General features: G+C 51.8%; 10 protein-coding genes. 9 read left to right on the plus strand and 1 reads right to left on the minus strand.

Annotated elements, in window-relative coordinates; all coding sequences use genetic code 11:
* The first annotated feature begins 5 nt into the window (after positions 1-5).
* The 5 genes from rsmB to rpe are packed head-to-tail and all read left to right on the plus strand — an operon-like array spanning position 6 to position 5,336.
* Positions 6-1,289 (plus strand): 16S rRNA (cytosine(967)-C(5))-methyltransferase RsmB, encoded by a 1,284-nt coding sequence (gene rsmB, locus FYJ64_RS04645; protein WP_154574049.1) that lies wholly within the window; start codon positions 6-8, stop codon positions 1,287-1,289.
* Positions 1,290-1,311: 22 nt separating this feature from the next.
* Positions 1,312-2,058 (plus strand): Stp1/IreP family PP2C-type Ser/Thr phosphatase, encoded by a 747-nt coding sequence (locus tag FYJ64_RS04650; RefSeq protein WP_154574050.1) that lies wholly within the window; start codon positions 1,312-1,314, stop codon positions 2,056-2,058.
* Positions 2,051-3,793, plus strand: coding sequence for a Stk1 family PASTA domain-containing Ser/Thr kinase (gene pknB, locus FYJ64_RS04655; protein ID WP_154574051.1), 1,743 nt, complete (start codon positions 2,051-2,053; stop codon positions 3,791-3,793). Before FYJ64_RS04650 ends, pknB begins: the two co-directional genes overlap by 8 nt.
* A gap of 15 nt (positions 3,794-3,808) precedes the next feature.
* The gene (gene rsgA, locus FYJ64_RS04660) at positions 3,809-4,684 is read left to right on the plus strand and encodes a ribosome small subunit-dependent GTPase A (RefSeq protein WP_154574052.1); all 876 of its coding nucleotides are present in this window, start codon (positions 3,809-3,811) and stop codon (positions 4,682-4,684) included.
* On the plus strand, positions 4,677-5,336 hold the full coding sequence (gene rpe, locus FYJ64_RS04665; RefSeq protein ID WP_154574053.1) for a ribulose-phosphate 3-epimerase: 660 nt from the start codon (positions 4,677-4,679) through the stop codon (positions 5,334-5,336). Before rsgA ends, rpe begins: the two co-directional genes overlap by 8 nt.
* 184 nt (positions 5,337-5,520) lie before the next feature.
* Here the strand turns inward: rpe and FYJ64_RS04670 are convergent, their stop codons facing one another.
* Positions 5,521-8,265, minus strand: coding sequence for a transglycosylase domain-containing protein (locus FYJ64_RS04670; protein WP_154574054.1), 2,745 nt, complete (start codon positions 8,263-8,265; stop codon positions 5,521-5,523).
* Between the two features lie 180 nt (positions 8,266-8,445).
* Between FYJ64_RS04670 and FYJ64_RS04675 the strand changes: the two genes are divergently transcribed.
* The 4 genes from FYJ64_RS04675 to nuoE all read left to right on the plus strand — a co-directional run bounded on the left by FYJ64_RS04675 (position 8,446) and on the right by nuoE (position 13,698).
* Positions 8,446-10,680 (plus strand): DNA internalization-related competence protein ComEC/Rec2, encoded by a 2,235-nt coding sequence (locus FYJ64_RS04675; protein ID WP_206045541.1) that lies wholly within the window; start codon positions 8,446-8,448, stop codon positions 10,678-10,680.
* Between the two features lie 189 nt (positions 10,681-10,869).
* Positions 10,870-11,928, plus strand: a complete 1,059-nt coding sequence (gene holA, locus FYJ64_RS04680) for a DNA polymerase III subunit delta (protein WP_154574056.1) — start codon at positions 10,870-10,872, stop codon at positions 11,926-11,928.
* 197 nt (positions 11,929-12,125) lie between these two features.
* Positions 12,126-13,058 (plus strand): DMT family transporter, encoded by a 933-nt coding sequence (locus tag FYJ64_RS04685; RefSeq protein WP_154574057.1) that lies wholly within the window; start codon positions 12,126-12,128, stop codon positions 13,056-13,058.
* A 130-nt stretch (positions 13,059-13,188) separates the two neighbouring features.
* Positions 13,189-13,698, plus strand: coding sequence for an NADH-quinone oxidoreductase subunit NuoE (gene nuoE / locus FYJ64_RS04690; RefSeq protein ID WP_075712009.1), 510 nt, complete (start codon positions 13,189-13,191; stop codon positions 13,696-13,698).
* Positions 13,699-13,705 lie beyond the last annotated feature (7 nt).

Here is a 13,705-nt window from a genome sequence, read left to right on the forward strand (position 1 = left end):
TCTGTATGGATATCAACCGAAAAACAGCCTATTATACGCTGCTTCGGATGGAGAAGAACACGAGTTATTCAAACATCGAGCTGAATAATCAGATCAGGACGATGAAGCCTGATTCCCCGGCGTTCGTCAGGGATCTTGTTTACGGTGTTCTCGAGAACAAGCTTTATCTGGATTATCTTCTGGAGCAGCTGGTGAAAAAGGGACTCCGAAAACTGGATGCGGAGCCTCATGTGCTTCTGCGCATGGGAATATATCAGCTGATGTTTATGGATTCTGTTCCGGACTACGCTGCGGTGAATGAGACCGTGAAGATGGCGAAGAAATTCTGCTTTTATCAGACGAAAATGATCAACGGTGTGCTTCGTAATTTTCAGCGCAGCCGGGAGACGCTGAAACAGCCGATTAATGAGGAGGATCCGGTTAAACGGCTCAGTGCGGCATATTCCTTTGATCCCTGGATCACAAAGCTGTGGCTGGATCAGTACGGCGAGGAGCGTGCGGCCTCTCTGATGGCGGCGAGCAATCTGGTTCCGCCGTTTACCGTCCGTGTCAATACGCTGAAAACGACGCCTGAGGAACTGCGCGTGCGGCTGGAAGAAAGAGGTGTACAGGCATATTACAGTCAGGTTTCGAAGAATGTTCTGACGCTGGAGGGGCACGGACTGCTGGAACTTCCGGAATACACAGAAGGACTGTTCTTTGTGCAGGACGCCGGTTCAGCCGCTTCGGTAGAGGCTCTGGAGCCGCGGCCGGGAGATACGGTCATCGACGTGTGCGCGGCGCCGGGCGGTAAATCCTTTGTCTGCGCGGAAATGATGGAAAATACGGGAGATATCCACTCCTTTGATATTTACGAGAAAAAACTTGAGGCAATTGAGAAACACGCGCGGCGTCTGGGAATTCATATTATCCATACCGCGCTGAATAATGCAGAGAAACTGAGAGCCGATCTCGTGGAAACCGCGGACAAAGTCATTTGTGACGTGCCGTGTACAGGTCTTGGCGTTGTCCGAAGAAAACCTGAGATCAAATACAGAAAGGTAAAGAATGAAGGCAGAGATCTGGCGAAAAAACAGCTTCAGATACTGCAGACCTCATCGAAATATCTGAAGAAGGGCGGGTATATTATTTACAGTACCTGCACGGTCAATAAAATAGAGAATGCGGATGTTGTGGGAAATTTCCTGAAAAACAACAGCAATTTCCGTCTGATCCACAGCCGGCAGCTGATGCCGAACGGGGAAGGCACCGACGGATTCTATTACTGCAAGCTCAAGAAAAAATACTGATGGAAAGGAGTCAGCCAAATCTATGGACATAGGTTTCAGAACCGATAAGGGCAGGATGCGGAGCAACAATGAAGACGCCTGCTACGTCATGCCCCGGGACAGGGTCTTTGTGATCGCAGACGGCGTGGGAGGCAGCAATTCCGGAGAGATCGCAAGCAGAACCGCGGTGACGGGGATTATCGATTATGTGGATCGCCATCCTGTGGACGAGCTGAAGACGCCGGAACAGATCCATCAATATTTCGACACCTGTGTGAGGGAAATCAACTTCCGCGTTCTGGAAAACTCCAGACGGTTTGAACAGAACCGGGGGATGGCGACGACAGTGGTCATCGCGTTTATCAGAAAAAATAAAATGTACGTTACCAATGTGGGGGACAGCAGAGCTTATGTTTATCGCAAAGGAAGGCTGGAGCAGATCACGGAGGACCACACCTACGTAAACAGTCTGGTGAAAGCCGGAGTGATTACGGAAAAGGAAGCGGAGTCCCATGAGAATAAAAATATGATCACCCGGGCCGTCGGCGCGGAACCGAAAATCGAATCGGACTTTTTCATCGCGCCGGTCATGAAAGATGATATCATTCTCCTCTGTACAGACGGATTGTACGGGGAGGTAAAGAAGAACGATATCGTGAGCAAGCTCTCGGAAGGGAAAACGATGGGAGACACCTGCTACGACCTCATAGAAATGGCCAACATGAACGGAGGCAACGATAACATTACGATAATCTGCTTGAAGATCACGGAGGATGACCTAGATGAGTAACAAATTATTAGTAGGAAGATATGAGCTGATCGAAAAGATCGGAGAGGGCGGCATGGCCGTTGTGTACAAAGCGAAGGACCGTCTTCTGAATCGTTTTGTCGCGATCAAGATCCTGCGTCCGGAGTATACCAAAGACGCACAGTTCGTGGACAGCTTCCGCCGGGAATCTCAGGCGGCGGCGGGACTGCAGCATCCGAATATCATCAGCGTCTATGACGTCGGACATGAGGGGAATATCCACTTCATCGTCATGGAGCTTGTGGACGGAAAACCGCTGAGTCAGATCATTAAGGAGCAGGCTCCGATGGATTACCGGCGGGCCATTGAGATCACCAAGGAGGTTGCCTCCGCATTGAGTCTCGCGCACAAGCACAACATCATCCACCGGGACATCAAGCCCCATAACATCATGATTACCACAGAGGGAACCGCCAAGCTGGGCGATTTCGGTATCGCCAAGGCGGTCAGCGATTCCACTCTGACGGAAACCAGCAAGATTATCGGCTCGGTTCATTACTTTTCTCCTGAGCAGGCCCGGGGAGCATACGTGGACGAGCGTTCCGATATCTACTCTCTGGGAATTGTTTTGTACGAGATGCTGACCGGAACGGTTCCGTTCGACGGCGAGAATCCGGTTCAGGTAGCGCTGATGCACATCAATGACGAGATCACTCCGCCCTCCCAGCTCGTTCCGGGAATCCCGCCGCAGCTGGAAAAGCTGGTCATGAAGGCCACAGACAAATTCCAGTCCAATCGCTACAGGAACGCGGACGAGATGCTTGCGGAACTGAAAAATATCGAATTCGTGACGAATATGGTCGGTGACTCTGTGTTTGCAGCCAGCGATAACAGAAATTACAGACCGCAGCAGAATCCTGTTCCAATGGCGGCAGTGCAGGACTCAGATGAGGATATCGACGGGAAAGGCAGAAAGAAGGGCAAAAAGAAGGGACGGAAAAAATGGCCCGTCATTCTTCTGGTAGCACTTCTGCTGATTGCCGGTATCTTTGGAGTGCTGTTCGCGACGAATACTCTCAGTTTCGGCAAGGTTACCGTACCGTCTGTAACGGATCTCAGTTATTCAGAAGCCAGAAAGGTGCTGGAGGACGCGGGACTGAAAATCGAGAAGGGCGATAAGGTCAACAGTGACAGTATCGATGCCGGTAATGTGGCGAAGCAGTCTCCGGCCGCATATACGAAGGTGAAGAAGGGGACTACTGTTGTTGTGAACCTCAGTGCAGGAAAGAAGACCGGCGCTGTTCCGAATCTGGTCGGAAAATATTATGATAAGGATGAGATCACATCGTATCTGAAGGAAAACGGTGAATTTGAGCTCGGAAGTGTAGACTATGAAAAGAGCGATAATTATTCCAAGGGACAGATCATTCGTCAGGATCCGAGTGCCAATGCGGTGAAGGAGAAGGGCACCAGCGTGAATATCGTCGTATGCAGCGGTAAAAAGACGGTTGAGGAAACAAAAATTTCAGTGCCTTCTCTGACCGGGCTGAGTTACACTGAGGCAAAGGCCAAGCTGACAAGCTACGGCCTGACGACAGGCAAGCTTCTGTACGAGGAGAGCACAGTATACAGCAAGGGAACCGTCATGTGGCAGCAGTACGGCGCGGGAACCAAGGTATCGAAGGGAGCATCGGTCAGTCTGAAGATCAGCAAGGGTGCACCGTCTACAGATACAGACAATCCGGGGAACAATCCGGAAGAGGACTCGGATGATTAAGGAGCCGTGCGCCTGATGAAGGGAAGAATTATAAAAGGAATCGGAGGATTCTATTATATCAGTACAGAACAGGGAATCGTCAGGACTCGCGGCAGAGGGATTTTCCGGAAAGAGGGCATCACCCCCATGGTTGGAGACCTTGTGGAGATCGAGGTACTGGAGGACGGCGACGGAGTCGTCAATGCAGTTGAACCCCGCAGAAATCAGTTTTCCCGACCGCCTGTCGTCAATGTCGACTGCATGGTGATTGTGTTTGCTCCGGCAGAGCCATCGCCGAATTTCGATGTAATCGATAAGTTCCTGATTACGGCGGAGAGCAAAGGAGTAACGCCTGTTCTCTGTATGAACAAAAAAGATCTGGTTTCGGAGGAAGAGGCGGAGGAACTGACCTCGCGCTACAGAGGCGTCTATCCCGTTTTGCGGGTCAGCGCCTGTACCGGAGAGGGAATAGCGGAACTGAAAACGGAGATCTCCGGAAAAGCCTCCGCATTGGCCGGTCCTTCCGGCGTAGGGAAATCCAGCATCACGAATCTGCTTATTCCAGACGCCGGTATGGAGACATCCGGTTTGAGTCACAAGACGGGGAGAGGACGACATACGACGAGACATGTGGAAATCTTCAGGCTTTCCGGCGGCGGCATGCTGTATGATACGCCGGGGTTTACATCTTTCGACTTATCTGATGTGACGGAGGACGAGCTGGATTCCTGCTATCCGGAAATCTGCGAGCGTCTTGGAAGCTGCAGGTTCGACGATTGTCATCACATCCATGAACCGGGATGCGTAATCCGGGAGGCGGTGTCCCGCGGGGAGATTCATCCCCTGCGCTATGAATCCTATATCCGCAATTTCGAGGAACTGAAGGAAAAGAGGAGGAATATATATGGCTAAGCTATCACCATCTATTCTGTCGGCTGATTTTGCCAGACTGGGTGAACAGACGGAAATTGTCTCGGCGGCCGGAGCCGATTATATGCATATCGACGTTATGGACGGGCATTTCGTGCCGAATATCAGTTTCGGAGCATCTGTGATGAAGAGTCTGAATGATTTCGAGACCGCTCCTTATGACGTTCATCTGATGATTGAGGATCCGGATCGGTATCTCGGCGATTTTGTTACGGAGAAGACGGAATTCATCACTGTTCATCAGGAAGCGTGTCCGCATCTGAACCGCACGGTGGAGCATATCCGTTCCTATGGAGTCGGAGCCGGGGTGGCTGTCAATCCGGCGACGCCCATCTGCATGCTGGAGGATATTCTGGAATATGCGGATCTGATTCTTGTAATGACAGTTAACCCGGGCTTCGGCGGACAGTCTTTCATCCGCTCCTGTATGAAAAAAGTTCGGAAGCTCGTGGAGATCCGGGAAAAGTATGGCTGTGAATTCGAGATTGAGATCGATGGAGGAGCCAAACTCGAGAATGCAGAGGAAATTGTAGAGGCGGGGACGGATATCGTCGTTGCGGGATCCGCGGTCTTCGGTGCAGAGGATCTTTCGCAGCGTGTCCGGGAGTTCCGACAGAAGCTGGGCACTGAATAAATAAACGAATACGGCAGGGGCTGTCTCAAAGGAGGGCAGCCCTTTTCGTATGCCGGGTGCGCAGTTCTGCCAGGTCCTCGTCGCAGACGCGGGGATTTATTATGCAATAAAAATCCGGAACGCAGGGGAAGAAAACTTTGCTGATGTCTTCCCCACAGCGTTCCGAATTTTTTCTGACGGCAGATCATTCGTCGTCATCGTCGTCGGTGTTATTTCCGTTGTTTGTATTATTGTTTCCGTTGTTGGCCGGCGTGTTGTTATTGTTATTATTGTTCCCGTTATTGTTCGGGGCCTTCTTGTTGTCGTCGTTATCGTTGCCGGTGTTATTGCCGGTTGTACTTCTGCCGGTGGAATAGCCGCTGTAGCTGTACGTCCCCTTGACGTAGTATTCTCCGTTGACATACTGAACATCGCCGGGCATTCCTTTGTACGAGCCCTTGACTGCTTCCGGAAGCTGATTCATGATCTTGCCCCACAGAGACGCCGCGTAGCCGGACATGCTGGTGAGAGAGATGTTGATATCATTTCCGATCCAGAGTGCTCCGGTGTAGTTCTGCGTGAAACCGTCGAACCAGATATCATACTGGTTACTGGTGGTTCCTGTTTTACCTCCGGCCTGCGTACCCGTGACCGCAGCGGCTGTACCGGTACCGCCGGACACAACGCCCTTCAGCAGGTTGGTCATGATCCAGGCAACTCCCTTGTCGAGTACCCGAACCTTGCTGGTGGTCTTGGTGATCAGGGTGTTCCCGTCGCCGTCTGTGACCTTGGTATAACAGATCGGCGTCTTGGCTCGGGTTCCGTTGTTCGGGAAGGTGGTAAAGGCGTTGGCCATTTCCAGTGTGGTGACGCCCTTGGTCTGTCCGCCGAGAGCGAGAGCTGCGGCGTTCAGGTCGTTGGTGCTGCCGGTGGTCACCAGCGTCGTGATTCCGAATTTCTTGACCATCTTGACGGAGTAGTCCACGCCGACCTGCATGAAGATCTTATACGCGCAGGTGTTGATAGAGTTCCGCAGCGCAGAGCGGAAGGTCTGTCTGCCGCTGTAGGAGCCGGATGCGTTGGCAGGCCATGTGGTGCCGTTGTTGGTGGTCCGCTCGTCCACAACGGTAGAGCCTGCGGTGATGTAGTCACCCCATCCGCTGGTGCCTTGGCTGTCAATGTTATAGTTGACAAAGGTATGCTTCTTTCCTTCGCGCATTTCCTCCACACTCTGCTGGAGCGCCGCGCCGTATACCGCCAGAGGCTTGATCGAGGAACCGGACTGCCGCGGCTCGGTCGCTCTGTTGTAGAGCATTTTGCCCCGGGTCTTTCTTCCGCCGACCATCGCCTTAATCTCACCGGTGCTGTTTTCAATAATCGTCATTGCGGCCTGAGGCTGCACGACCTTCTGATTTACTGTGTAACCGTCCTTTGTGATATAATAGCGTCCGTTTTTCTTATGGAAGAATTTCTTTCCAGCCTTGCTTGTCACGAACTTGGCTGATACGATTACGTTCCCTTTGCTGTCGAGGGTCTTGTATTGCTGAGGAATATTGATATATCCGCCGGAGATGGCATACAGTTTTCCGTTCGCCCACTGATACATGGTGGGGAACTCGATGCTGTAATCCGTCTGGCCGTTGGCGGTCGTTTTGTAAACATTCAGCCGCCTGTTGGCCTTGATGGTCAGGGAATTATCGGAATTCTTTGTGATCTCACCGGATTTGAAGGTGAACCGGCCGTTGCTGATGTAGTTGCTGTATTTGTACATTGCCACAACACCGTTTTTGTTCAGAATATTTCCGTTGCCATCGTAACTGATATTTGTGATCGAAGGGAAATTCGCGTCGTTGCGGAATTCCTTCTGAATGGTTTTCTGCGCCTTAAGATCCAGAGTGGAGTAGATCTTCAGACCTCCCTTATATACTTTGTCCCAGGCATCGTCATAACTGAGATCCTGTTTGTCCTGCAGATCAGAGATGACCTGCTCCACCACGTAGTCAGTGAAATAGGCGATACCTGAGCTGTTTGCGTTGAAGTTGACGTGCAGCATCTTCTTCAGGCTGGTGCCGGTGGCCTTTTTGTACTGGGCGGAGGTGATGTACCCTTGTTCCTTCATCAGCGCCAGACAGGTATCGCGGCGGTCCTTGCTGGTGTCGTTCATGACATATGTTCCTTCACTGTTACGCTTCAGAACGGTGCCGCTGCCGGGCGTCGCGTCAGAGTCCAGAAGTTCTACCAGAGCATAGTTGGACGGTGCCTGGGGAAGAGCTGCCAGCGCCGCACACTGTGCCAACGTCAGTTTCTGAACATGCTTTCCGAAGTAGGCCTCGGACGCAGCCTCTACGCCGTAGCTTCCGAAACCGAGGTTAATGGTATTCAGATATGCTTCCATAATCTGCTTCTTGCTCAGGTTGCGCTCAAGTTTCACGGTATACCATGCCTCGATGATCTTCCTCTTCATCGTGTGCTGAGACATGGAGGATGTCAGATAGACGTTCCGCGCCAGTTGCTGTGTGATGGTACTGGTTCCGCTGACCTGGCCGCCCGATGTGATGGAACTTTTAATCGCGCCCATGACGCGGATGAAGTTGAAACCGTGATGCTTCCAGAAGGTTTTATCCTCCAGCGCAACAAAGGCGTTGACAAGGTTTTCCGGAAGATCGTCGTATTTCACGTTCACGCGGTTCTGATCGGAGTATACGGTATCTACTTTCTTCCCGTTCTGATCGTAGATCACTGAGGCTTCACTGAGCGTCTCATAGATCTTGCTGGTGTCGATTTTCGGCGCAGTGGCAATACATACTACGGCATAGATGACCGTAGCAACAATGAGAGCCAGAATCACCAGAAGAATGATCTTAATGATATTCTTCGGTGTGAGCGCCAGCTCCCGTTTCCCGATTTTCAAGGATTTACCACTGGTTGCTTTATACTTGTCACTTCGCATATTAAACTTTCCCCTTTTTCATTTCCCTGGTTATTTCAAAATATACATCGACATTATACCATATAAGGGTTGTAAAGTTAAGATTTTTCTGGGGTTCCAAAGAAATCTTCAGAAATGGGTTGAAAACTGGAAAAAAATGTAATAAAATTAAGATGTCGATTGATTCTTATGGAGGAAACCATGAGAAGAAAATTAACCGGCGCGGCACTGATGCTGATCGTCGGGATTGCAGCCGGGCATTTCTCCCGTCTCGTGTCCCTGGGTGTCATTCTTCCCGCCGCTTTTTTTATTCGGAGAACAAAGTCTGACCGGCGAGATCTGGCGGTCTTCCTTCTGCTGTTCTATGTGTGCGGTGTGCTCTGCCTGATTTCGTCGGATATCGCCTGGGCCGGAGGTGCAGAATATAACGGTAACGAGGTCTGCCCCATGGAGGCGGAGGTTCTCAGTGTCGAATCGGAAGACACGGGGATACGGATGGAGTGCCGGCTTATTTCATATAATGGAAGAAAGGTGCCGCTCCTTCTGCGGCAGAAAATCCTGCTGCACAGTTATGCTCCTGTGAAAGAGAACTGGAGGCTCACCGGCCGACGCGTCTTCTTTCATGGCCGTCTGTCTGCGCCGGATTCCGCCGGAAATCCCAGATGCTTCAACTACAGGATGTATCTCCGGAGCCGGGGAATCAGCCATATCGGCACGGTAAATGCCTTCCGTCTTCGTCCCTCCGGAGGGATTCATCCGCTGTCTTTCAGTAAGCGCCGGATTCTGGGAATCAGAGAACGTTTTATGGCACGTCTTTCCTGTGATGAGGAAACAAAGGGTGTCGTCCGGGGTCTGTTGTTCGGCGATACATCTGCGATGGATGAGCAGATATATGAAGACTTTCAGTCAAACGGCACTGCCCATGTGCTGGCGGTCAGCGGCCTGCATATCGGAGTGCTCTACGGCGTATACCGCCGCCTCACGAGGAAAAGAAAATCTGTTCCCGCAACCGCCGGCCTTGTCTTTTTTCTTTTCTTTTACGGAACGATGACTCTGTGGTCCGTTTCAGTGACACGGGCGGTGCTGCTGATTCTGCTTGTGGTGCTTGGAGATGCGCTGGACCGCAGGTACGATCTGCTGTGCGCACTGTCGCTGACGGCGATGCTGGTTCTTCTTCATCAGCCGTATGCGCTGTTTGGTGCAGGCTTTCAGATGTCGTTTCTGGCGGTGATCTTTATCAATTTCCTGACGCCGGCACTGAAGCGGTATATTCCCGAGGAAACGGCGGCGATGCTGGCGGTGCAGGGTGGAATGATTCCGTATACTGCCTATATGTTCAACTATATCCCGCTGCTTTCGCTGCTGTGCAATATTCCCGTCATCTTCCTGCTCTCCATCGCGGTTCCCGCGGGACTGGCGGCCCTGCTGATATCCGTGGCCGCGGGAACACCGGGGATTCCCGGCGAGGTGTTCTGCGGCATCGTACAGATGATGACCTGCTGCAACAGACTGCTGTCGCAGCAGGGACTGTTTTCCATCGATGTCGTATCGCCGCCTCTGGCACTGGTCGCGGCGGTCTATCTGTGCGTATTGTTCTTTGTTTCCGAAACATGTTCTGTCCGGCGGAATCGCAGAGACAGAAATTTTCTGCGGACGGCGGCCGTGTGTATTCTGGGGGTTTCACTGATCTTCGCGACCGGGGATCGGACGCCTTTTGACGACGCCTGTGCGGTGATGGTAGACGTGGGGCAGGGAGACTGCATGCATATCAGAACCGCCGGCGGTGCAGACATTCTTCTGGATGGGGGCGGACGAAAGGAATATAATGTTGGAAAAAAGATCCTGAAGCCTTATCTTTTGAAAAATCGTCACAGGCAGGTGGATCTGGCTCTGGCGACGCATCTCCATACGGACCATTACCGGGGACTGAAGGAACTGAAGGAGGTCTATCCGGTACGCAGAACGGTTCTCAGCGGAAACGCGGGACAGCGGATTGATCTGGGAAATGGAGAAGCTGTTGAAATTCTGTGGCCGATACAGCGGGATGACAGTGTGGAGGATGAGAACCGTAACAGCATGATTTTCCGTGTCACGGTGCGGGGAATTCGGATTCTTGTCACCGGTGATATCACCGGCGAGGGAGAGCGGATGCTGCTGGAACGGTACATGGGCACCGATGCGCTGAAATGCGATGTGCTGAAGGTGGCTCATCATGGAAGCCGTTATTCCTCTACCCGGGAATTTTTGAAGGCTGCGTCCCCGAAAATTGCGGTTATCGGCGTGGGACGCAATACTTACGGCCATCCCGCTGAAGAAACCCTGCGCAGGCTGGAGGACTGCGGCGTCCGGGTGTTTCGGACAGATCGGCAGGGCGCTGTGGGAATTATCGCGAAAAAGAACGGGCTGGAGGTGGTGACGAACTGGCGTGGGCCCTGAACTGACCGAATAACAGATGCGGACCTGAAACCGGTCAGCCCGCAGGTGCGGATCCGGATGAAAATCCCGCTTGCTTTCTCAGTGAAAGATGTATAAACTATTCATTACAGGGCCGGGCTCGACAGGCGGGCGGGCTTTTGTCGTATTCGCCTGCAGCTGCCTGCGGCCGAAGGAAGGAAAGGAACATTTATGTCAGCGAGAAAGACCGCGGCTCCGGGATTCAATGAGTTTAGAAATAATCTGAATAAGGGGAAACTGCCTGATATTCTGCTGTTCCACGGTGTGGAGCAGTTTGTGGTCAGTTGGGCTGTGGGAGAGCTGAGAGAGCGCTTTGTTTCTCCCGCGATGCAGTCGGTGGATTATGTTGTGCTGGAGTCCCCGACGCCGGAGGAAATCATAGATGCATGTGAGACGTTTTCTATGATGTCGGAGAAACGACTGGTCTGGGTACCGAACTTCAGGCCGCTGAAGTCAGTATCGGGAATAAAGGGATACGGAGAGGACTCGCTTGAGAAACTGATCCGGTATATCTCCGACCCGAACAAAGGCACTATCGCAGTCTTTTCCTATGACGAGATCGACGGACGCAGCCGGCTGGTGAAAGCTCTGAAAAAGCAGGGCGGCGAGTATGTGTTCAACCAGCTTACCAATGGAGGGTTGAAGAGCTTTGCAACCAAACGGTTTGCGAGGGCAGGAAAGAAAATCAGCGATAGTCATCTCGCGATGCTCATCCAGATGACAGGATATCTGAATAAGGAAAGCAATTATCATCTCTTCAATTTCGATAACGATATCAGAAAGATCATCGCGCATTCTTCCGGTGCCGTGATTACAGAAGAGGATCTGCGTGCGGCTGTCAGCGGCGATGGGGATACCTTTATCTTCGATCTTCTGGATGGAATCAGCGGAAATGACAAATCCGGGGCTCTGGAGATCCTCAATAACAAAATAAAACGGGATACATACAGCAGCATCCCCACCGCAGCCGCCATCATTTCCCAGGTGGAACTGATGATGGAGATTCGGGAATTTATGGACGATCCGACGGGGCCGTCCTCAGCGGCCGCCATCAGCAGATATACGGGAATCCATTCGTTTCGGGTCGAAAAGGCCATGCGGTACGCGTCCCGGTATTCTGCCGAAAAGCTCCGGAAGATGCTGAAGGACAGCTACGAAACCTATGCGGCGCTTCTGACGGGTGAGATTCCGCATCAGTTGGCGCTGGAGATGTTTATCGCACGGATCTGAACCGCAGAAACGGATCAGCCGTACTGATGAGCTCCGGCGGCGGATGGGCATCGAATGAGCAGCTGAGAACGAGCGGCGGACGGGCATCGAATGAGTAGCGAACGGGAGCCTGCCTAATCTGAAAAAAGCGGAATCCGTAGCGAGAAACAGAAAGATACAGAAAAATATAGAATTTACAGCGGAGGAATTGCAGAAGAATGAAAAAAGAAGTATCTGTGCAGATTGACCGGAAGCAGGAAGTCAGAGCAGACATGATGCTGCTTTTGATCACGTTGTTCTGGGGTGTTTCCTATTATCTTATGAATGTTTCGCTGACGGAGCTGTCCACGTTTACCCTGAATGCATATCGCTTTCTGGGCGCGTTTGCGGTGGCTGTCATAGGAACTTTCCCGAAGATGAGGAAGATAAACAGGGAAACTTTTTTTGCCGGAGCCGCCGTCGGAGTCGCGCTTTCCTTTGTCTACACAGGAGCAACTCTGGGCGTGCAGTATACAACGCTCTCCAATTCTGCATTCCTGTGTTCCACGACTGTGTTTTTCACACCGATTCTCGATTTCCTGTTCTTCCGCAGGAAACCGTCGAAGAAGATCATCGTTGCGGTGATCCTCTGTATCGTCGGCATTTCGTTGATGACGCTGAAGGAGGATTTCTCTTTCAATATGGCGCATCTTAAGGGAGATCTCTTCAGCCTCGGATGCGGATTTGCCTATGCTGTCGATATCGTGATCACTTCCCGTGCGGTGCGGAACGCCAGAGTGGAGCCCTATCAGATGGGCGTCATCAGTCTGGGAGCCTGCGGTGCGATCATGCTGGTGCTGGCTCTCGCAACAGAGATGCCGCTGGCACATCCCCGCACGGCCTTTGTCTGGGGTGCAGTCATCTTTCTGTCTCTGTTCTGTACGGGAATCGCGTTCATCGTGCAGCCCATCGCCCAGCAGTATACGGAGGCTTCCCATGTAGGAATCATTTTTTCACTGGAGCCGGTTTTCGCCGGAATCACTGCGTTTTTCCTGGCGCACGAGGTACTGACCGTTCGCGGATACATCGGCGAGGCGCTGATGATTTTCGCATTGCTGTACATGGAAATCGACTTTGGCGGTGCGAAACTGAATCGCAGAAGAAAAGGGTGATGCGATATTGAATCACGCTGTGCATATTTTTCTGTACAGGCGCATATTTCACTGTGCCTGCGTTGATTTTGGTCACAAAATTCAGTATAATAATTACGTTAAAGTTAAATGAGCAACAGGAGGGTCATATATGAATGAGAAAAATTGTTGCGGCGGGGCGAATCAGGAACAGTTCAGGGAGCTGGACCTCGTATTGGACAAATACGCGAAGGTGCCCGGAAGTCTGATCACGATCCTTCAGCAGACACAGGATATCTACGGGTATCTGTCCGTTGAGGCGATCAATCATATTTCTGAGGCAACAGGAATCAAACCGGCCAAGATTTACGGCGTAGCTACGTTCTATGCGCAGTTCAGACTGCAGCCGGTCGGCAAGTACCTGATCATGCTGTGTAAGGGAACGGCATGTCATGTAAACGGAGCGGACCATATTGAAGAGGCGGTTTCTGAGTATCTCAACATTAAGGATGGCGAGACGACGGAGGACGGCCTGTTCACGCTGAACAACGTAGCATGTCTCGGATGCTGCTCTCTGGCACCGGTCATGATGATAAGAAGCAGCGAAGGTGATGAAACCTATGGAAACCTGACCAAGGACAAGGTTCAGCAGATCCTGGGTGAAATCAGAGAAAGAGCTTAGGAGGTGC

This window comes from Hornefia butyriciproducens, from assembly GCF_009695915.1.
Taxonomy (GTDB): domain Bacteria; phylum Bacillota; class Clostridia; order Peptostreptococcales; family Anaerovoracaceae; genus Aminicella; species Aminicella butyriciproducens.